Genomic DNA, 20,419 nt, shown 5'->3' with positions numbered 1-20,419 from the left:
AATTCTTGGGAGGAATGGCATGAACATCCACACGAACGGGCTGGCCAACGCGGCACTGGACACGGCCCATCTGGGCGTCGATTTTCCGTTCAAGCCGCGTTATGGCAACTTTATCAACGGTGAATTCACCGAGCCCCGCTCAGGTCAGTATTTCGAAAACACCACTCCGATTACCGGTGATGTGATCTGCGAGATTGCCAGGTCCAACGCCGAGGATGTTGAGGCAGCCCTGGACGCGGCTCATGCGGCGTTTCCGGCCTGGGGCAAGACCTCGACCACCGAACGTGCCAACATGCTGCTGAAAATAGCCGACATCATGGAGGCAAACACCCAGCTGCTGGCGGCGGCGGAAACACTGGACAACGGCAAGCCGATCCGCGAGTCGATTGCAGCCGACCTCGCCCTCTGTGTGGATCACTGGCGCTATTTCGCGGGCTGCATCCGCGCCGAGGAAGGCCATATCTCCGAAATCGATGCTGACACCTATGCCTACCACATCCCGGAACCGCTGGGCGTGGTCGGGCAGATCATCCCGTGGAACTTCCCGCTGCTGATGGCAGTTTGGAAGCTGGCGCCGGCGCTGGCGGCGGGCAACTGCGTGGTGCTGAAGCCGGCCGAGCAGACCCCGGCCTCGATCATGGTGCTGGCGGAGCTGATCGCCGATGTGCTGCCCGCGGGTGTGCTGAACATCGTCAACGGCTTCGGGCTGGAGGCGGGCAAGCCGCTGGCCTCGTCGAACCGGATCGCCAAGATCGCCTTTACCGGCGAGACCACCACCGGGCGGCTGATCATGCAGTATGCCAGCCAGAACCTGATCCCGGTGACACTGGAGCTGGGCGGCAAGTCTCCGAACATCTTTTTCGAGGATGTGATGGCCGCCGATGACGCCTATTTCGACAAATGCCTGGAAGGTTTCACCATGTTTGCCCTGAACCAGGGCGAGGTCTGCACCTGTCCCAGCCGGGCGCTGATCCAGGAATCGATCTACGACGACTTCATGGCCCGCGCGATTGAACGAGTGAAGGCGGTGAAGCAAGGCAACCCGCTGTCGATGGACACTATGATCGGCGCTCAGGCTTCCGCCGAGCAGAAGGAGAAGATCGCGTCCTACCTGCAGCTAGGCAAGGACGAGGGGGCCGAGCTGCTGACCGGCGGCAATGTCTCTGCCCTGGAGGGGCTTGAAGGCGGCAATTACATCGAGCCGACGGTGTTCAAGGGCCACAACAAGATGCGGATTTTCCAAGAGGAAATCTTTGGCCCGGTGCTGTCCGTCACCACCTTCAAGGACGACGCCGAGGCGCTTGAGATCGCTAATGACACGCTTTACGGGCTGGGCGCCGGCGTGTGGACCCGCGACACCAACCGCGCCTTCCGCTTTGGCCGTGACATCCAGGCGGGCCGGGTCTGGACCAACTGCTATCACGCCTATCCGGCCCATGCGGCCTTTGGCGGCTACAAGCAGTCGGGCATCGGCCGGGAGAACCACAAGATGATGCTGGACCACTACCGGCAGACCAAGAACCTGCTGGTCAGCTACAGCCCCAACGCGCTGGGCTTCTTCTGAGCAAGTCGCGCTGCAGGCGGCCCCGGGTGTCCGGGGCCGTTCCTTTTTTCGTTCAACCGGGGGAGACTGCAATGACCGGGGCTACTGGCATGACCGTGACGGCAACAGAGGCGGCGCTGGATCTGATCGGCGCGCTGAAGGCGCGGTTCGGGCAGGATCTGCTGTTTCACCAGTCCGGCGGCTGCTGCGACGGGTCCGCGCCGATGTGCTTTCAGCAGGGCGACTACATCATTGGCGGCAGCGATGTGCTGGTTGGGGAAATCGGAGGGGTGCCGTTTTACATGAATGCCGATCAGCATGCACGCTGGAAGCACACCAATTTGGTGATCGACGCGATTGACGGTATCGGCGGGATGTTCTCGCTGGAGAACGGCAGCGGCAAGCGGTTCCTGACCCGCTCGGACGTGTGCCTGCGCTGAGTTGCGCCGCACCATGGTCAGGCCAGCGCGCGCCCAAGGAAGCCGCGCAGCGCGCCAGTGTCTATCGGCTTGTGCAAGAGCGCCGCGTTCAGCCCGGCGCAGGCAGCCGCCAGATCCGGAGAGCGGTTGGCGGTCACCAGGCAGGCCGGGATCGGCCCGTGCTGCGCCCGGAGCGTGGCAATCGCATCAGTGCCAAGTGCCCCGTCGTCCAGCTGGTAATCGGCGATGATCGCATCCGGGCCAATGTCGATTTCCTGCAGCAGCGCGCTGGCTTCGGCGCAGCTGGCGCAGGGCAGCACATTCAGCCCCCAGCTGTCCAGCGTGATCTCCAGCGCCGCCCTGAGGCCGGTGTCGTTTTCGATCAGAACCACGATCCGGTGCGCAAACGGCACCGCGGCGCCGGTGCCGGGGACGGGCAAGGGCGACGGTGGGCGCGCCGCCGTGCTCAGCGGCAGCTCCACCGAAAAGCAGGTGCCGCGCCCGACCTCCGAGGTGAGGTTCAGCGGATGTTTCAGCAGCCGGCAGGCCCGTTCGACAATGGCGAGACCCAACCCCATGCCGTCCGACGGGCTGGCCTTGGCGTTGAGACGCTGAAACTCCTGGAACACCCTGTCCTGATGCTCCGGCGGGATGCCGGGGCCGGTATCGCGGACCTCGAGCAGCACCCGGCCGCGGCGCTGCCGCACCCCGATCAGCACCTTGCCGCTGGTGGTGTAGCGCACGGCGTTGGAGGCAAGATTCTGCAGGATGCGGCGCAGGTAGGCGGCGTCGCTTTCCACCACTGCACCGCTGCGCACGACCCGGAACTCTAGCCCCTTAAGCCGGGCGACGGGTTCCAATTCGTCCTTCAGTTGGTCCAGCATGCCGCCCAGGCTGATGGCGCTCCGGTCGATTGCCGCCAGGCCGGAGTCGAGCTTGGAAATGTCCAGCAGGGCGCCGAGGATCCGCTCAACCGCGACCAGCGCGTTGCCAGCCTTGGCCGCCCGGTCCCTGAAGCCCGCATCCTGCAGGTCGTCCTCCAGCGAGCCGACATAGAGCTTGGCGGCGGACAGCGGCTGCAGCAGGTCGTGGCTGGCGGCGGCGACGAACCGCGATTTGGAGGCATTGGCGCGCTCCGCCTCAGACAGCGCGTCCTCCAGCTCCAGCGTCCGTTCGGCCACCCGCTGCTCCAGCGTTTCGTTGACCTGGGAGATGGTGCGGACCGCGGCGCGTTCGGCGGTGACATCGGTAAAGCTGATCACAAAGCCCTTGTCCGGCATCTGCTGCGCAAAGACCGCCAGGACGCGGTCGCGGCCCAATCCGATCTCGAACGACAGGGGCGCCCGCTTGGCGGTGCTGGCCACCCAGGCCTCGACCTCTTCCGGCCGGGTGCCGCCGAGCAGGCGGATGCTGTCCGCGGCCTGGCGGTAGAGGGTGGCGAAAAACATGCCCAGCTGGAATTTGCCCGCAGGCATCGACAGGAGTTCTCCGGCGCGGTGGTTCCAGCCGACCAGGCGGTTCTGGGCGTCGAAGATGCAGACCCCCTGGTCGAGATGCTCCAGCGTCGCTTTGATCACCCGCGACTGGTCGTCGAGCAGCCGCTCGCGCTCCTGCCGCTCCAGCCGCATCATGTCGGTGATGTCGGTCTGCAGGATCACGGTGCCGCCGTCCGGGGTGCGGTGCTCGCTGACCTGCAGCCAGCTGTTGCCGGCCATCATCACGTTGAACACCGCATGGTCGTCCTTGTGGCGGGCGATCCGGTAAGCTTCCCAGCCGACGGCGGTCTCCCCCTCTGGCAGCGCCAGATGAGCGCTGGTCGCCACCAGGTTCACATAGTCGGCAAATTTCAGTCCCGGGCGCAGCAGATGGTAGATATCGGTCATGTGCTTGCCAAACCGGGTGTTGCACATGACCAGCACGTCCTGCGCGTCAAACAGCGCAAAGCCTTCCTGCACCGTCTCGATCGCGTTCGCCAGGTTGGCGCGGGCGGCCTCGGTCTCGGCATTGGCCAGCGCCAGCCGGGCGTTCGACTCGTTGAGCAGGTCCAGCGCGTGCTCCAGCTCGCGGGTGCGCAGGCGCACCTCCTCCTCCAGCATCACCGCGCGCTGGAACTGGGCGTAGGCCTCACCGGAGGCTTCCGAGCTCTGCTCGGCCCGGCGCATCAGGGTCTCGATGATTTTCAGCAGCTTCTCGTTCTGCCGTTCCGGCGGGTCGCGGGGGTCGATCAGCTCATGCACCATCGCTCAGCCCTCGTCCGGCGGGTAGATCGCCACCCCGGTCAGGGTCTGGTTGACGTGCATCGAGTTGATCTGCTCGCCATAGGTTGAAAAGCCGACGACCCTGTTGTCCCGGAGGATGCGGGAAATGTCCTGTGAGACCTGTTTCTGCTGCGCTTCAAGCCGCCGCAGAATGCAGTCGCAGGCCAGGATGATCTCGGGGCGGCGCCTGGCACTGAGGGCGGCCATCTCGCGCTCCAGGTGGGTCACCATGTCCTCCGGTTCGGCCAGGGTCAGCACTACGCCCTCGTCGATGGCTGAGAAGAACACCAGCTCGTCGTTGTCGGCGACGCGTTGGATGGCACGCACGTGGTGCTGGTCGCCGAATTGCACCGCGACGGGATGGGCGGCAAAGGTGAAGGCGGTCAGCTGCTCCGGGTCCTTGCCCAGCACCCGGGCGTATTCGCGGGCGGCCGGTTCGGCATTGATTTCATGCACCACCCGCCGGGCCGGATCCGCCCCGGTCACCACCATGCGCTTTTCCGACGGGATCAGGTGGTCTGTCTTGAACACCTCGATCGGGCAGCGGCTGCGGACTTGGATCAGAATGGCGGCGTTGGAATGGGCCTGGCCGCCATGCAGAACAAAGGTCCTGCCGAAGTTGGTGCCGTCGCCCGCCGAGCCGCCGAAGAAGGCCACCGGCCCCAGCCCGATAGACAATTGCGAGGTCAGCGTGTCTTCCTTGGTGGAGAGCCCATCGACCAGCAGGAAGGTGAAGTCCGAGACCCAGTCCACGGTGTTCTGCGCCATGTGGTTGCGGTTGCTGATCATCCGCTCGATCACGCAGTGCGGATCGAAGCTGCCGAGATCCTCGATCAGGATGGTGCGGGTCTGGAAATGCGACTGGGCAAAGCCGATGGCGACGATCTCGCCTTCGACATAGCCGCCCGCAGAAATCTCCCCCGCGGTGGTGCAGCCGACGACCTGCGCCGGGGCAAACCGGCGCTGCGCCTCCCCGATAAGCCGGTCAACGTCGGTGTCCGGCGAAAGGAACAGCACCACCAGCGACAGGCCGTTCGGGTTCAGCGCCTGGGCCAGCTGTTCGACAGCGTCCGGCGCCCGGCAGTCGACCGAGCCGGACCGGACAACCTGCGGCTCCGCCACGGGCGCGCCTGACGGGCCATCGACAGGGTCCATCCTCTTTCTCCTCCCAAAATTCCACCCGCCAGACTAGGCGGGCGGCGGCGCGTCTTGCAAGACGTTTGCAAAGCTCGCCTGCTTGGCGGCCAGCACCGCCTGGGTGCGGCTTTGCACCCCCAGCTTGCGCATGATGGCGGTGATATGGGCCTTGACCGTGGTCTCGGCGATCGACAGCTCATAGGCGATCTGCTTGTTCAGCTTGCCTTCGCAGATCAGCTGAAGGATCCGGGCCTGCTGATTGGTCAGCTGCGACAGCCGCTGCAGCACGTCGTCGCTGCTGCCGGCCTTGTCATCGAGCAGCACGCAGCCCTCGGGCAGGAACACCTTGCCCTGATTGATCGCTTCCACCGCCTTCTGGAACACGTCGCGCTGGCTGTGTTTGGGAATGAAGCCGTTGGCCCCGGCATGGATCACCGAGCTGACGATGCGGTTGTCGGCCATCGAGGAGACCACCAGGATCGGGCAGCCCGTCACCTTGCGCAGCCGCAGCAGCCCGTCCAGCCCGTTGACGTCGGGCAGGTTCAGGTCCAGCACTACTAGGTCGATGCGGATGCCGTCGGCGATCATGTCGAGCGCGGCCTGCAGGGCCGGCGCGGTGTGCATGCTGCTGATTGCGGTGACCGCCTGCAGTGTCATCGCCAGGGCGTCGCAGAAAAGCGGGTGGTCATCCACCAGCAGCGCCGCGTGGAACCCTGGGGTGATCGGCGTGTCCGTGTGTGTCGGCATATCTGCACCAGAGCTGTTGTTTTCCTGCCAGCTTAGCAAGCCGGCGGCAGCAGCGGTATACGCCTAAAGTCGCATATGGCGGGCGCGCCCCCGCAGGAGGCGCGCCTGAGTTTGTTGCCTGCGGCCCTCTGCCGGCCGGAATCAGTCTGCTTGTGCTAGCTGGCGGGGCAGGCGGAACGTCCAGAGCATGCCGCCCTGATTCAGATAGTTGACCTTCTTGGCAACCTCGCCACCCCACAGCGGCACCGCGCCGCCCCAGCCGGAAATGACCGAGACATATTGCTCGCCGTCCTGTTCCCAGGTGATCGGCTGGCCGACAATGCCGGAGCCGGTCTGGAACGACCAAAGCTCCTCGCCGGTTTCGTCGTCAAAGGCAATGAAGCGTCCTTCGGGCGTGCCGGTGAACACCAGACCGCCCGCAGTGGTCATCACCCCGGCCCATAGCGGCGAGTCGTTCTTGAACTCCCATTTGACCGTGCCGGTGTCGGGGTCTATCGCCTTGAGGCTGCCGATATGGTCCTCGTAGTTCGGCTTGATGGTAAAGCCCGCGCCCAAATAGGCGGCGCCCTTTTTGTAGCTGATCGGCTCGTTCCAGATATCCATGCCCCATTCGTTCGAGGGCACATAGAAATTGCCGGTGTTCTGCGAGAACGCCATCGGCATCCAGTTCTTGCCGCCCAGGAACGATGGCGAGGCAAAGATCACCTCGCCCTTGTTGCCATCGGCTGCGTCCGCGGGGTTGCCGGGGCGGTTGTCCTCGTTGAACACCGGGCGGCCGGTGTCGTCGATGCGTTCGGCCCAGGTGATGTCCTTGACGAAGGGCGTTGCGCTGACGAATTTACCGTCCTCGCGGTTCAGAACATAGAAAAAGCCGTTGCGGTCGGCAGTGGCAAAGCGCTTGTTGCCGCTGCGGTCGGTGTAGGCGACCACCTCGTTGACGCCGTCATAATCCCAGCCCTCGCGCGGGGTGGTTTGGAAGTGCCATTTGATCTCGCCGTTCGAAGGGTCGATGCCGATGCGGCTGGCGGCATAAAGGTTGTCGCCTGCGTTGCCTTCAACCGGTGTGCCCGCGTTGCGCAGGTGGCTGTTCCAGGGCGCCGGGTTGCCCGCGCCGAAGACCAGCGTATCTGTCTCCGCATCATAGGAGCCGCCCAGCCAGGTGGCGCCGCCGCCGGTCTTCCACATGTCGCCCGGCCAGGTGGCGTTCAGGGTGCCGGTCATGGTGCTTTCCTCGCCCTTGAAGGTGCCCATGTGGCCCTCGATCACCGGCCGGGTCCAGACCAGTTCGCCGGTTTCGGCGTCGCGTGCCTGTACCTCGCCAACGATGCCGAACTCGCCGCCGGAGTTGCCGGTGATCACCAGCCCGTTGACGATTAGCGGTGCCGCGGTCATCGAATAGCCGGCCTTGTAGTCGGCCACCTTCTTGCGCCACTTCACGTCTCCGGTCTTGAGGTCCAGCGCCACGATGCGGGCGTCCAGCGTGCCGAAATAGAAGGTGTCGCCATAGATCGCGCCGCCGCGGTTCACCACATCGCAGCAGGGTAGGATGCCTTCGGGCAGACGGGCGTCATATTGCCAGATCTCCTGGCCTGTCTCGATGTCGATGGCATACACCCGGCTATAGGAGCCGGTGATGTACATGATGCCGTCGTAGATCAGCGGCTGGGTTTCCTGGCCGCGCTGCTTCTCGCCGCCGAGGCTGAAGGCCCAGGCAGGCACCAGATTAGGGATGTTGTCCTTGTTCAGGGTGTCCAGCGGGCTGTAGCGCTGCAGGTGCCGCCCCATCCCGTTGGTGACCACCTGCGTGGTGGTCGTCTGATCGTTCTTGAGGTCGTCCTCGGTGACCCCGGCGTGGCTGACGCCCGCCATCATGGTCCCTGCGGCGACCGCCGTGATGAAGCGGTTCATTCTGGCTCCTCCCTCTCATTGGATCCTCAACAGCCACGACCCGGTGCGGGCTGCCGGCCTGCCACAGTATCCAAGGCGCGCCGGGCCGGCGGTATTGCACAATGGTCGTATGCGGGCGGCGGTAAGGGGGGAGGCCGGAGCAACGCAGCAATGCCCGGAGCCTTGCGGACCGGGTCTGCGGTGAATTTGCCGCGCGGTGCAGAGGGTGGCAGCTCACCCCGGTTTCGCGGCCTTGCGCATCAGCCCGCGCGCCGGGTCGTAGCCCCATACCGCCAGCCCCAGCCAGACCAGCCCCGACAGCAGAACCCAGGCCAGCGCGCCTGCGTTCAGTTGCTGGTAAAGCGCAAAGCGGATCAGCTCGACTGCCTGGCTGAAAGGGTTCACGGCGCAGATGTCGCGCAGCAGCGCCGAGCTTTCGGCCATCTTCCATAGCGGGTAGAGCGCGGTGGACAGGAAAAACATCGGAAATATCACGAAATTCATCACCCCGGCGAAGTTCTCCAGTTGGCGGATCACCGAAGACAGCGCCAGCCCCAGCGCTCCCAGCATCAGCCCGGCTGGGACAAGGGCGGGCAGCAGCGCGGCATAGCCTCCCCAGCCGAAGCGGATGCCGAACAGCGCCGCCAGCGCCAGAAAAACATAGACCTGCAGGATAGAGATCGCGGTGCTGGCAAGCAGCCGGCAGACCAGCAGCCACCAGCGCGGCAGCGGGCTGGTCAGCAGCAGCCGCATCGAACCCATCTCCCGGTCATAAACCATCGACAGCGAGCTTTGCATGCCGTTGAACAGCAAGATCATGCCGCAAAGCCCCGGCACGATATAGACCTCGTAGGTGGTGTAGGTGGCGTAGGGCGGGGCGATCGACAGGCCAAGCGCAGCGCGGAAACCCGCGGCAAAGACCACCAGCCACAGCATTGGCCGCACCAGCGCCGCGACGAAGCGTCCGCGCTGGCCGATGAACCGCAGCGCTTCGCGCTGCGTTATTGCCACAAGGGCTGTCAGCCAGGCGGTCATGCGGCCTGACCCGTAAGCCTGAGGAAGTGATCGGCCAGCCCCAGGCCGCCGCGCAGCTGGCGGGTGGTGCCGTTTTGCGCCAGTTTGCCGCGGTGCAGGATCAGTAGTTGATCGGCGTCCTCTACCTCGTCGGTGAGATGGGTGGCCCAGAGCACCGTCAGCCCCTTGCGCCGGGACAGGTCATGGACATGGGCGGTGATTGCGCGCCGGGTTGCTGCATCCAGCCCCACCGTTGGCTCGTCCAGCAGCAGCACCTTGGGATGGTGGATCAGGCTGCGGGCGATCTCCAGCCGGCGGCGGTGGCCGCCATTGAGGTCGCGCACACGCTCACCCAGCCGGCCGCGCATCTCCAGCCGCTCCAGCGCGGCCTCGATCCGGGCCTGCGCCCTGGCACCGCACAGACCGTGCAGCGCCGCGAAATAGCTGAGGTTGCGCTGCACCGTCAAATCCAGGTCCAGTGTCGGTTGCTGGAACACGACACCCATCTGGCGCAGCGCCTTGCGCGGGGCGTGTACCATGTCGTGGCCGGCAATCCCGATCCTGCCCTGCGGCGCGGTGAACAGCCGTGTGAGCAGCGCAAACAGCGTCGACTTGCCAGCCCCGTTGGGGCCCAGCAGTGCGCAGAAAGTGCCGGGCTCAACCCGGAAGCTGACCCCGTCCAGCGCCTGCCGGGTACCGTAAGCATAGCTCAGATTATCGACCCGCAGCCCGGTCATTGGATGGTGATCTCTAATCGCTGAGTATCGCCGGTGGAGCCGGGCACTTTGAGATGGTAATTCCCCGGCTTCAGCGCGATAAAGCCGATTTCCATCTCGCCGGCCTCGTCGAATTCGATGCTGTCGAGACCCAGCGGGCGGATTTCCAGGCCCTCTACCACGATCTCGTCGATCCAGATAGCGCGAAAGAAATCAGCCCCGGTCAACGCAAGTTCCTGGCTGCCGTCGCCCTGGATTTCGAACTCGTAATAGGTGCCGGATTTCAGCTCCCAGGGAGCATCGGCCAGCGGCATCCCGGCTGATAGGATGATGGGCGGCAGGTCTTCTTTGTTGGACGCCGACAACAGCCCGGCAAGGCCGATCCCCGCACCGTCTTCTTCATCATTGTCGGCCATGGCTCCAACAGGTAGGACCAGACACAGTGCTGCGGCAAGAATGCAGAATTTTAGCATTAAAGTTACTCCTAAAGGGATGCATCGCGCCTCCTGGGCGCGGCAGGTCTCAGGGGCGCAGCGCCGCGCCCCAGGGAAAACGGCCGACTTTGATCGATTTCAGCGCATGGCGCTGGGCGGTGTCGATCACGGTCACATCGCCGGAAACGCCGTTGGTGGTGAACAGCAGCGACTTGTCGGGGGAAAACGCCATGTGCCAGACCCGGCGGCCGACCAGGATGTAATCCTCCACCTCCAGCGTCTGGGTATTGACCACCGCCACATGGTTGGACGGGCCAAGCGCCACAAAGGCAGTCTTTTCATCGTCGGTGAAGACAAAGCCCACCGGCTGCACCCGGTCGGGATGCACGCCCTTGACCTCGAAGGTGATTTTGCCGGTTTTGGCCTGGGTTGCGGTGTCAAAGACAGTGATTGTACCGCCGATCTCGGAGGAGACCCACAGAGCGCTGCCTCCGGCGGTGAATTCAGCGTGGCGGGGGCGGGCGTCGACCAGCGTATTGGCAAACAGCTGTTGCGTCTCCGTGTCGATCCAATGCGCCATGTTTGTCGTTTCTGACGTCGTTATGGCGATTTTGCCATCGGGCGAGACCGCCATGCCTTCGGGTTCGATCCCGACATTGATTTGGGCAACCACCTTGCGGGTCTCGGTGTCCACCACCGTGGTCACGGCATCGTCTTCGTTGGCGATGTAAAGGTGCCGGTCGTTGGGGTGCAGCACAAATTGCTCCGGATCCTCGCCAGAGGGCAGGTCGTGCAGGATCTCGCCGGTGGCAGCATCCAGAACCTGCACCGTGTCGCTGTCGGAGGCGCAGACATAGACCCGCGAAAAATCCTTGGAAAAGGTGATGCCGCGCGGCCGCTCCCCCGTTGCGATAGTGCGGACCACCCCCAGCGTGGCGATGTCGATCACACTGATGGTGTCGTCCTTTTCGTTTGTCACCCAGATTTCCGCGGCGCTAAGTGGCGCCGCCGGGACCAGCAGTGCCGAGAGCGCGAGGGGGGCAAAGGATTTTAAAAAATGGGTCATTGGAAGGCTCCGCAACGGCTTTCGGGCGCATCAAGGCCCAGAGTGTCAAGTTCGCTGTGCTGGTGCAGGAAACCGGGCAGGGGCGCCTGCGCCGCCAGCGCGCGGGGGGTTGCAAGCGGGATCGGCTGGCGCAGCTGGCCGTTCCAGCTGCGGTAGCTAAGCGGGCGCCCCTTGAACCCGGCCAATTCGAACGCGTCCGACAGCATGTAGCGGCGCAAGACGCCTGCATCGGCTGAGCCGGTGCGGGTCACAGCCTCGCCGATGCTGCGCACCGCTGCCCAGGCGGCGTAATCCCGCGCCAGCATCTTGCGCTCGGCAAGCTCTTGGAACCGTGACTGCAACTGCGCGGCGCCCCATTGCTCAACCACCGGTGCCCAGGCGGTCGGCACCAGACCTTCGGAGCCGGCAACCGGTCGAGGCAACCAGGTGTTATAGGGCAGGTATCGGGCGAAATCCTGCAACTCGTCGGCGACCAGCAGCAGATCGTGACGGCCCAGGCCCTGCGACATCAGCGGCACCTCCTGGGCGGCATTGCGGCGCATATCGGCGCCATAATCCCAGCTCCGCTCGGCGGTGATTTCCAGCCCGAACTTGGCGGCGCTCTGGCGCAGGGCACCGGCAAAAGCCTGGTCCTGCGGGTGCTTGCCGGCGATCAGTGCCAGCCCGGTCCAGCGCTTGGAGAGCGCAAACTGCATCAGCGCATCGCTCCGCATTAGGTCAGAGGGCAGGGTATGCAAAAGGTTGCGGCGGCAGTCGCCGCTGCGCAGGCCGGTGTCCGGGCTGGTGGTGTTGAACAGCAGCGCCTCCTGCGCCTCCGGCAGGGCGGCGGCGGCCAGCAGCGCCGGTTTGGGCGCATCCAGGATCAGCAGCGTGCTTCGGCTCAGCGCCGCCTGTACCGCAGCGGTGAAATCGCCGCCCGGCGGCACCACCACCACCTCCAGGCTGTAGCTGTGGCCAAGGAAGCTGCCGGTGGTCCGGTTGTCCGCCAGCCCCAGCCGGGCGCCGGTCTCGCCCAGGTCTGCGGGTGGCGGGTCGAGATTAGAAAGGGTTGGGGGCTGCTGCTTCTGCTGTTTCAGATAAATGACTGGCACCTCAATCATGTTGGGCGCGGCAAAGGCGGTGGGGCAAAGGGCCATCAGGAGTATGATTAGAAAGCGCATCGGGGCACCCTGTTCTGGCTGCATGGGCCGAGCGTACTGCCGCCTGCAGCCCCGCGGCCATTGGACCAAGGTCGTAGGCTGTCGGGGCCGGTGGCCGACTTAAGTCGCGTATCGGGGCATGGCCCGGACTGGCTATGGTTGCGGCAAGCTCAAACTTACGGGAGGAACTTATGTTCAAATTGCCTCTTGCAGCCCTCGGGTTCGCGGCTCTTGCCACCACGGTGCAGGCCCACGGAGACGTCGCGCCGCAGCCTGTGAATACCGATGCCCTGCCCGAAGTGGGCGAGGAATGGCTGACCGAAAACCCCTATCGCGGCCAGGAAGCGGAGGTCTGGCAGGCGGCGATCGACATCGGCGGCAGCGGCTACAACCAGAACTGTGCCCGATGCCATGGTCTGGGTGGCGTCTCAGGCGGGTTGGCCCCGGACCTTCGTTACTTGGAGGCCGAGGAGATGGGCGACGAGTGGTTTGTGGAACGGTTCCGCACTGGCTACACTCAGAACGGTATCACCAAGATGCCCGCTTTCGGGGAGCTGCTGGGCCAGAAGGCCGCCTGGGCAATCCGTACCTATCTGGAAACCCGGCCTGATGACGGCGCGCTGGACGAGGCCACTGACCGGCTGCTGGAAATCCGCGACGAGCTGACCGCGCTGGCCGGGGGCAGCGGCGGTGATGCAGCGGCGCTGCGGGCGGAGCTTTCAAAAATCGCGCAAGGGGTCGAAACCGGGTCCGGTGCTCCGGTGGCCGACAGCGCGCCCTACCGGGCTGCCAGCCTGATCGGCGGCGCGCAGCCTGACTTTGCCGGGGCCGCGGAGGTCCTGACCGTCGGCCTTTCGGCGGCGCACTGAGGCAGGGGGCTTCGGCACATGAAACAGCAGCTGGCCGGATTTCTTGTGATTGCTGCGCTGGCCTGCGGCTGGGCGCAGCCCGGGCAGGCCCGCTGTGCGGATCACGTGCCGCAGCCAAAGCCGCAGAACGCCTCGCGCGACATCGTCGGGCAGGATCTCGAGACTATCCTTGAGCGCGGCTTCATCACGTTTGCGGCCTACAAGGAGTTTCCCCCTTGGTCTTATGAGGAAGCGGGCCGCATCAAAGGCGCCGACATCGACCTCGCCCGGCTGATTGCCGGGGAACTGGGCGTCGACGCCCGATTCACTTTGGTCCCGGCGGGCGAAAATCTGGACGCGGATCTGCGCAACTGGATCTGGAAGGGGCCTATCGTGGGCGGCGGCGTGGCCAACGTCATGCTGCATGTGCCCTATGACAGCGAATTTGCCTGCCGGGTCGAACAGGTGGTGTTCACCGGTCAGTACCACGTCGAGGAGGTCGCCATCGCCTACCGCCGGGAGGCCTATCCCGAAGACCCGCCGGTGCCGGCCTATTTCCGCTTCGACAGCGTCGCGGTGGAGAACGACTCGATTGCCGATTTCTACCTCTCGGCCTTTCCCGGCGGCCAGTTGAGCGGCAATATCCGCCGCTACCCGACGGCAGCGGCGGCCATGGCGGGCCTGGACCGGGCGGAGACCAAGGCCGCAATGGGGCCGCTGGCGCAGCTGGAGGCCGGGCTGACCGCGCAGACAGCCGTCCACACGCCGCCGTTGCCCGGGTTCTCCGCAAGCACATGGACTGCCGGGGTGGCGGTGCATTTCTCCTACCGCCCGCTGGCCTATGCGGTAGAGGATGCCATTGCCGCTGCGCTGCAGGACGGCCGGATTGCCGCCATTTTCGCAGCCCACAGCCTGACCCACCGGCCGCCGGAGTTACGCTGACCTTAGCCCATTGTTTTCACTCGGCCATCCAGTGTCAGCAGGGTCGCGCTGAAGTCACCCGGAAGGCGCGCCAACGCGGCGGTGATTTCACTTTCCTGCATCAGGCAAAAGGCGGTGGAGGCGGCATCCGCCAGCGCGGCGCTCGCAGCCTCGGTGCTGACCGTGGCCCACTGCGGCTGGCGGTCAAGGGCGGGATGTAGAATATGCGCCGAGCCCTTCAATTCCAGTGCGCCGGGGCTGGAGCTGGCGATGGCCCGGTCAGTCAAACTGCGCGCTGCAAAGACACCGCGCTCAGGATCGGCCAGCCCAACACGGAACGGACCACCGAGGGCGGCAAACTCGCCGGCATTGATCAGAATTCGCTCTAACCCCAGACGGCCAAGCGCCGTGCGCACCATGTCGGTGGCATAGCCCTGGGCAATGCCGTTGAAGGTCAGCGCCTGGCCCGGCGCCAGCCGGATCGCCTTTTCCGTCACTGAGACCTTATGCCAGCCCACGAGGCGGGCTGCCTCGTCTACGCGGCCTCCGCGTGACCGGGCGTGCCACAGCGGTTGGACTGTCGGGTCGAACACGCCTTTGGTAGCTGTGTGCATCCGGGTGCAGAGCCGGATCAAGCGCAGAAACGGCAAGGGCGGTGTTTTCAGAAATCCCGACCGGTTCAGCCGGGACAGCGAGGAGGTTGGATCATAAAGGCTGAACAGCTGTTCGGCCTGACGCAGCTGCGACTGCGCGGCGGCAATTGCTCGGTCTGCCTGCGGTTGCGGCGCGTGAATGGTAAGGCGCGCCTCTGCGCCGAGGGCAAACCCGTGCCAGGTAACGGGCGCGGCTCTCGCCGCAGGAGTTGTGACGCCGAGGGCGGCGGCAGAGATTGTCAGGAACCGGCGGCGAGTCAGTTTTGCGCTCATTCCGCAGCCTCCAGCTGTTGTTTCTTGCGTGCCGCCAGGATCAGCGGCACACAGCGGGCCGCGTCGTCGTGGATCGACACACAGTCGAGGCAGCCGAAGCATTCGTCATAGCGGACCGAGCCGGATGGTTCGATAGCGCCATAGGCGCATTTCACCCGGCACAGCTGGCAAGGGCTGCCGCAGGCGGTGCGCCGCGCGATCCAGTTGCGTTGCCGCAGCAGTCCGCCCGCAGCCATGGCCGCGCCCAGCGGGCACAGGTAGCGGCAGAACGGTTTGAACAGCACCAGCCCCGCCACCAGCCAGAAGGCGGCATAGGCGGTGAAATACCATTCGCGCAGGAAATAGGTGGTGATCGCGGTCTTGAAAGGCTCAACCTCTGCCGCGGTATCCACATGCGCGGGAGCTAGGAACAGCAGAGATACCAGTCCGGCTAGAACCCCGTATTTGATGTATCTGAGCCGTCCGTCCCAGATCGGCGGTTGGGGTACCTGCGGCAGCCCTAGCCTGCGTCCCAGATGGTGTGCGAATTCCTGCAGCGCGCCGAACGGGCACAGCCAGCCGCAAAACAGCGCCCGGCCCCACAGGAAAAGGCCAAAGATGGCAAATCCCCAAAGCAGCAGCGAAAACGGGTCGTAGGCGAGGAAAGCAAAACTGCCGCCCTCGGCTGCGGTACGCAGCACGCCAAGCACAGTGACGATGGACAGCTGACCCTGGCCCCACCAGCCGATGAACAGGGTGACAACCGCCAGCACCGTCAGCCGTAGCGGTGTCAGCACCTTGCGGGCGGCGATCCGGCCTTGAGCCAACAGCAGCGCGGCGGTCAGCGCGGTCAGCAGCAACGCCAGAACGATCAGGTCTGTACGGCGGCTGCGCATTGCCTCCAGCCAGGGGGGCACCGGTGCCGGGGGGGCGGCGCGCAGGAAAAAACGCTCGTGGGTCTGGTGCGTTACGGGGAGTTCCACAGTGCCTGTCTCAGGCTGGAACATGCCATGCGCGCGTAGCGCTTGGACGTGCAGCGTCCACTCCTGCGCTGGGTCAAACCCGAGGCGGCGGTCCGCCCGCAGGATCATCGCAGTACCGTCGTGCAAGGGGCCGGGCAGGTCCGGCGATAGCTCCACCAGCAGATCACTGTCCCGCAGCGCGACCGGCAGCTCGTTCTGTGTGGCAAAAACCCGGTCCGGCGCAGTATTGCGGATGAAATCCGAACTGACCAGCCCGTGACGGCCGGTCTCGATCAGCAAGAGCGGCTCATCATCGGGGGAGATCGTCAGGAACTCCTGCAGCTCATCATAACCGTCTGGTGAAAGAACCGCCTGTGCGATTGACGGCGGGCCAAGGTCAACGATCCAGAGATCCAGATAGGGTGCCTCGGGGTGCTGCTGCGCCTCCGGATCGTCATCGGCCCAGAGGGTGCCGGCAAAGGCCGCGTCAACCTTCTCATTGGAGATGGTGGCGCGGGTGGCCAAGCCCTGATCCACCAGGTCGGCCCAGTCCAGCGCCTCGCTGTAGTCCGGGTCCGGCCGGGCCGGGGGGGCGGTGATGACGCCGTGCATCTTCTCACGCGCGACCGCCAGCGCTGCCGCCATAACCGAGTCATGCGCGATCCGCACCGACGCGGTCGCCTTGGTTACCCCGTCAAGATAAACGAGGGATGAACCGGAGCTCGCCTCGCCGTAGGGAGTGCCGACAGTGATCGCCGAAAAGACCGACAGGCCGGGATATTGCTCAAAGAACTTGTGAAACGGGGCTGGGCCTAGCCCAGAGACAAAGACTGGCTCGTTATGGCTGATCAGCCGGACATCCAGAAAGGTGCCGTCCAGGTCCAGAAGCACCAGCACGTTGACCGGCGCGCCGGAAAACCCGGGCAGGGGGGCCAGGGGCTCGGTTTCAAAGGCATAGCCCGCCTCCGCCCCGCCGGAGTTTAGCAGCGTATAAACGCCCTTGCCGTTCACCGGCTCCCCCAAGGAGAACGGCGGCATGATCAGGGCGCTAATCTCCTCGCGCGGCAATGGTGACGCCGCCAGCGCGCCCGCCGCAAGCAGCCAGGCCTGAAGCCAGAGTATGATCCAGGATACGCGCATGGCTGGCAGTCTGCCGGGCATATACGTCCCGTGCCATTGGACCAAAGTCTGAGGCCGTCCCTACGACCAAAGGCCAATACCGGGGCCCGGGACGGGAGGGTAGGCTGACGGGATTGAAGCCAGCAAAGGAGGATGAAATGGCCTGGTCTGCCCCGAAACTGAAAGAATTAAACTGCGGCATGGAAATCAACATGTACTCTCCGTCCGAGGACGAGGGCCGCGAATACGAACCCGATCTGTTCTGATCGCGAAACAGGAAAACGGCCATGCGGTTTCTGGTTCTTGGTGCAGCAGCGGGTGGCGGCCTGCCGCAATGGAATTGCGGCTGCCGGAACTGCCGGGACGCGCGTCTCGGCAGGATCGCTTCCGCCACCCAGTCCTCGCTGGCCGTGACATTGGACGGGCAGAACTGGGCGGTTCTGAACACCTCTCCCGACATCCGTGTTCAGTTGCAGAACTGCCCGTCCATGCACCCGCAATCGCTGCGCCACTGCCCACTGCGCGCAGTGCTGCTGACCAATGGCGATATTGATCACATCGCGGGGCTGCTGTCCTTGCGGGAGCAATCGCCGTTTTCCTTGTTCGCCACGGCGGGTCTGCTGGAGTTGCTGTCGGCGAACCCGGTGTTCAACGCGCTTCCGGCGGCTGTCGACCGCAACCCTGTGCGCTTGAGCGACGGCTTCGAGCTGCTTCCGGGCCTGCAGGCAACGGTCTTCGCGGTGCCCGGCAAGGTGCCGCTGTTCCTGGAAGGCGGGCAGGTGGAGACGGATCTGATGGGCGAGCAGACAGTCGGCGTCCGGCTGACCGACGGCACCAAAACCGCTTATTACATTCCCGGTTGTTCCGCTGTCTCCGCAGAGTTGCTGGAGATACTGGCGGATGCTGATCACATCTTCTTTGACGGCACACTCTGGCACGATCAGGAGATGATCCAGAGCGGGACGGGGACCAAGACCGGCCAGCGGATGGGGCATATCTCCATCAGCGGCCCCCTAGGCTCCATCGCCAGCTTGCGGAATGTGGATGCCGCCAAGACGTTCATTCACATCAACAACACCAATCCCGTCTGGCAGCCCGGCAGCGCCGAGCGCGCGCAGGTGCTGGCCGCAGGATGGACAATTGCAGCGGATGGAATGGAGATTGCGCTATGAAAGCCCAAACCCGGGAAATGTCGGCCAGAGAACCGCTTGAGGCCCGCCTGCGCGCCATCGGCGCGGCGCTCTACCACGACAAGCATCCGTTTCACCACAGGCTGCACGGCGGGGAGTGTTCGCCTGACGAGGTCCGTGCCTGGGTGATCAACCGCTGGGCCTATCAGGCGGCGATCCCGATGAAGGACGCGGCCTTTCTGTCCCGCTGCACCGATCCCGCCATGCGCCGAGCCTGGCGCAGCCGGATCGAAGACCATGACGGCGGCGTCAGCGAGGGCGGCGGTATCCGCCGCTGGCTGCGGCTGGCCGAAGCGGTCGGGCTGGATCCGGACTATGTGGCCTCCGGCCGGGGCGTGCTGCCGTCCACCCAATTCGCTGTCGACGCTTATGTCCGCTACGTGCGCGACATGCCGCTCTTGCAGGCGGTGGCCTCGTCGCTGACGGAATTATTCGCCCCCTCCATCCACGAACGGCGGATCGAAGGCCTGCTGCAGCACTACGATTTTGCCAATGCCGCCAGCCTGTCCTATTTCCGCAAACGGCTGACCGAGGCGCCGAAGGACGTGAAATTCGGCCTGGCCTGGGTGCTGGAGAACGCCAACACCCCGGAAAAGGAAGACGCCGCCTGCGCGGCGCTGATCTTCAAGACCAATGTCCTGTGGGCGCAGCTGGATGCGCTTTGGGGCGCCTATGTGGAGCCGGGGCGGACTCCGCCGGGCGCCTGGCAGCCGGGCGAGGGGCTGGCATGACACTGGCGCTTGCCCCCACGGACCGCCCCTATCTGCCGCGCGGGGTGCGGATGATCACGGATAAGGTGCGGGGCGGCACGGTGCTGCTCTGCCCGGAAAAGGCCATTGCTTTAGATGCCATCGGCGAGGCGGTCCTGTCGCGGGTGGATGGACGCGCTTCGTTCAAGGAAATCGTTGCCGGTCTGGCGGCGGCCTACGATGCCCCGTCGGAGCAGATCGCCGGGGATGTGCAGCGCTTTCTGGCTGGTCTGCGGGCCCGCATGTATCTGGCGGTGCGGTCATGACCGTGCCTCCTCCCATCGCGATGCTGGCTGAGCTGACGCACCGCTGCCCGCTGGCCTGCCCCTATTGCTCCAACCCGCAGGACTTGCTGGGCCGCGAGGCGGAGATGACCACCGCTGAATGGGAGGATGCCTTCCGCCAGGCTGCCGAACTGGGTGTCCTGCAATTGCACCTGTCCGGTGGCGAGCCCGCCGCACGCCCGGATCTGGCAGAGCTCACCGCCGCGGCACAGGGCTGCGGGCTCTATACCAATCTGATCACCAGCGGCATCGGCCTGACGCCCAGGCGGCTGGATGCGCTGGAGGTCGCAGGGCTGGACCATATTCAACTGTCCCTGCAGGGCACCAGCGCCGGACTTGCCGATTGGATCGGCGGCTACAAGGGCGGGTTTGACCGCAAGATGAAGATCGCGGCGGAGATCAAGGCCCGGGAAATTCCCCTGACGTTGAACGCCGTCATGCACCGGCACAATCTGGATGATCTGGAACGCACCGTCGACATGGCTGTCGAAATGGGTGCCCGGCGGCTTGAGGTCGCCTGCGTCCAGTTCCACGGCTGGGCGTCCCGCAACCGGGCCCAGCTGCTGCCGACGCGCGCGCAGACTGAGGACGCCAAACGCATCGTCGCAGAGGCAGAGCAGCGGCTGCGCGGGGTGCTGGCCTTCGACTTCGTGCCGCCGGACTATTATGCGGATTATCCCAAGGCCTGCATGGGCGGCTGGGGCACAGCCGGGTTGAACATCGCGCCAGACGGCACCGTGCTGCCCTGCCATGCGGCCCAGACCATCCCGCACCTGAACTTCGACAATATACGCAGCAAACCGCTGGCGGCGATCTGGTACGAGGGCGCGGCATTCAATGCCTATAGGGGCACGGATTGGCTGCCGCAGCCCTGCCGCAGCTGCGACCGAAGGGAAACCGATTTTGGCGGCTGCCGCTGTCAGGCGCTGGCCCTGGCCGGGGATGCAGGCGCAACCGATCCCGTGTGCCGGAAGTCACCGCGGCATCAGACTGTGATTGAGCTTCTTGAAACAGGTGGGAGCAATACTGAAACTGCTTTTTTCTACCGGAGTGCGGCCTGCTAAGTAACGCGAGCCTTGAC

General features: G+C 64.9%; 20 protein-coding genes. 9 read left to right on the top strand and 11 right to left on the bottom strand.

Annotated features, from left to right (window positions below):
• Positions 1-19: 19 nt before the first annotated feature.
• Positions 20-1,564: an aldehyde dehydrogenase gene (gene adh / locus L1069_RS17865; RefSeq protein ID WP_237456590.1), complete on the top strand. Its 1,545-nt coding sequence runs from the start codon at positions 20-22 to the stop codon at positions 1,562-1,564.
• 71 nt (positions 1,565-1,635) lie between these two features.
• Complete coding sequence (locus L1069_RS17860; RefSeq protein WP_205877333.1) at positions 1,636-1,983, top strand: DUF779 domain-containing protein; 348 nt, start codon at positions 1,636-1,638, stop codon at positions 1,981-1,983.
• Positions 1,984-2,000: 17 nt separating this feature from the next.
• On the opposite strand, the gene L1069_RS17855 is transcribed toward L1069_RS17860, so the two are convergent.
• From L1069_RS17855 to L1069_RS17815, 9 genes are all read right to left on the bottom strand, one after another.
• Positions 2,001-4,202 (bottom strand): PAS-domain containing protein, encoded by a 2,202-nt coding sequence (locus L1069_RS17855; protein WP_237456589.1) that lies wholly within the window; start codon positions 4,200-4,202, stop codon positions 2,001-2,003.
• Between the two features lie 3 nt (positions 4,203-4,205).
• The gene (locus tag L1069_RS17850; RefSeq protein WP_129369619.1) at positions 4,206-5,375 is read right to left on the bottom strand and encodes an FIST N-terminal domain-containing protein; all 1,170 of its coding nucleotides are present in this window, start codon (positions 5,373-5,375) and stop codon (positions 4,206-4,208) included.
• A gap of 33 nt (positions 5,376-5,408) precedes the next feature.
• Positions 5,409-6,104, bottom strand: coding sequence for a response regulator transcription factor (locus L1069_RS17845; protein ID WP_237456588.1), 696 nt, complete (start codon positions 6,102-6,104; stop codon positions 5,409-5,411).
• Between the two features lie 141 nt (positions 6,105-6,245).
• On the bottom strand, positions 6,246-8,012 hold the full coding sequence (locus L1069_RS17840) for a PQQ-dependent methanol/ethanol family dehydrogenase (protein ID WP_237456587.1): 1,767 nt from the start codon (positions 8,010-8,012) through the stop codon (positions 6,246-6,248).
• 213 nt (positions 8,013-8,225) lie between these two features.
• Positions 8,226-9,026, bottom strand: a complete 801-nt coding sequence (locus tag L1069_RS17835; protein WP_237456586.1) for an ABC transporter permease — start codon at positions 9,024-9,026, stop codon at positions 8,226-8,228.
• Entirely contained in the window at positions 9,023-9,742 is a 720-nt protein-coding gene (locus tag L1069_RS17830; protein WP_237456585.1) for an ABC transporter ATP-binding protein, read from the bottom strand. Before L1069_RS17830 ends, L1069_RS17835 begins: the two co-directional genes overlap by 4 nt.
• Positions 9,739-10,137 carry a hypothetical protein gene (locus L1069_RS17825; RefSeq protein ID WP_237456584.1) on the bottom strand — a complete coding sequence of 133 codons (399 nt, stop codon included), beginning with the start codon at positions 10,135-10,137 and terminating at the stop codon, positions 9,739-9,741. The genes L1069_RS17830 and L1069_RS17825 overlap by 4 nt, the downstream gene beginning before the upstream one ends.
• Positions 10,138-10,243: 106 nt before the next feature.
• Positions 10,244-11,221 (bottom strand): YVTN family beta-propeller repeat protein, encoded by a 978-nt coding sequence (locus tag L1069_RS17820; RefSeq protein ID WP_237456583.1) that lies wholly within the window; start codon positions 11,219-11,221, stop codon positions 10,244-10,246.
• Positions 11,218-12,381 carry an ABC transporter substrate-binding protein gene (locus L1069_RS17815; RefSeq protein WP_237456582.1) on the bottom strand — a complete coding sequence of 388 codons (1,164 nt, stop codon included), beginning with the start codon at positions 12,379-12,381 and terminating at the stop codon, positions 11,218-11,220. The genes L1069_RS17820 and L1069_RS17815 overlap by 4 nt, the downstream gene beginning before the upstream one ends.
• A gap of 170 nt (positions 12,382-12,551) precedes the next feature.
• On the opposite strand from L1069_RS17815, the gene pedF reads away from it, so the two are divergent.
• Positions 12,552-13,229, top strand: coding sequence for a cytochrome c-550 PedF (gene pedF, locus L1069_RS17810; RefSeq protein ID WP_237456581.1), 678 nt, complete (start codon positions 12,552-12,554; stop codon positions 13,227-13,229).
• 18 nt (positions 13,230-13,247) lie between these two features.
• Positions 13,248-14,150, top strand: coding sequence for a transporter substrate-binding domain-containing protein (locus L1069_RS17805; protein ID WP_237456580.1), 903 nt, complete (start codon positions 13,248-13,250; stop codon positions 14,148-14,150).
• Positions 14,151-14,152: 2 nt separating this feature from the next.
• On the opposite strand, the gene L1069_RS17800 is transcribed toward L1069_RS17805, so the two are convergent.
• A complete protein-coding gene (locus L1069_RS17800) occupies positions 14,153-15,055 on the bottom strand; it encodes an FAD:protein FMN transferase (protein WP_237456579.1) in 903 nt (300 codons plus the stop codon).
• Entirely contained in the window at positions 15,052-17,136 is a 2,085-nt protein-coding gene (locus L1069_RS17795; protein ID WP_237456578.1) for a 4Fe-4S binding protein, read from the bottom strand. The genes L1069_RS17800 and L1069_RS17795 overlap by 4 nt, the downstream gene beginning before the upstream one ends.
• A 137-nt stretch (positions 17,137-17,273) precedes the next feature.
• Here L1069_RS17795 and pqqA point away from each other — a divergent pair, with 137 nt between their 5' ends.
• The 5 genes from pqqA to pqqE are packed head-to-tail and all read left to right on the top strand — an operon-like array spanning position 17,274 to position 20,402.
• Positions 17,274-17,381: a pyrroloquinoline quinone precursor peptide PqqA gene (gene pqqA / locus L1069_RS17790; RefSeq protein WP_237456577.1), complete on the top strand. Its 108-nt coding sequence runs from the start codon at positions 17,274-17,276 to the stop codon at positions 17,379-17,381.
• A 21-nt stretch (positions 17,382-17,402) separates the two neighbouring features.
• Complete coding sequence (gene pqqB / locus L1069_RS17785) at positions 17,403-18,287, top strand: pyrroloquinoline quinone biosynthesis protein PqqB (protein ID WP_237456576.1); 885 nt, start codon at positions 17,403-17,405, stop codon at positions 18,285-18,287.
• Positions 18,284-19,036 carry a pyrroloquinoline-quinone synthase PqqC gene (gene pqqC / locus L1069_RS17780; RefSeq protein WP_237456575.1) on the top strand — a complete coding sequence of 251 codons (753 nt, stop codon included), beginning with the start codon at positions 18,284-18,286 and terminating at the stop codon, positions 19,034-19,036. The genes pqqB and pqqC overlap by 4 nt, the downstream gene beginning before the upstream one ends.
• A complete protein-coding gene (gene pqqD / locus L1069_RS17775) occupies positions 19,033-19,320 on the top strand; it encodes a pyrroloquinoline quinone biosynthesis peptide chaperone PqqD (RefSeq protein ID WP_129369631.1) in 288 nt (95 codons plus the stop codon). Before pqqC ends, pqqD begins: the two co-directional genes overlap by 4 nt.
• Positions 19,317-20,402 (top strand): pyrroloquinoline quinone biosynthesis protein PqqE, encoded by a 1,086-nt coding sequence (gene pqqE, locus L1069_RS17770; protein ID WP_237456574.1) that lies wholly within the window; start codon positions 19,317-19,319, stop codon positions 20,400-20,402. The genes pqqD and pqqE overlap by 4 nt, the downstream gene beginning before the upstream one ends.
• The last annotated feature ends 17 nt before the right edge of the window (positions 20,403-20,419 follow it).

It is taken from the genome of Leisingera sp. MMG026, assembly GCF_021654205.1.
In the GTDB taxonomy this organism is placed as follows: Bacteria; Pseudomonadota; Alphaproteobacteria; order Rhodobacterales; family Rhodobacteraceae; genus Leisingera.
The sequence above is the reverse complement of the archived record's forward strand: the minus strand, read 5'-3'. Positions and strand labels throughout refer to the sequence as shown.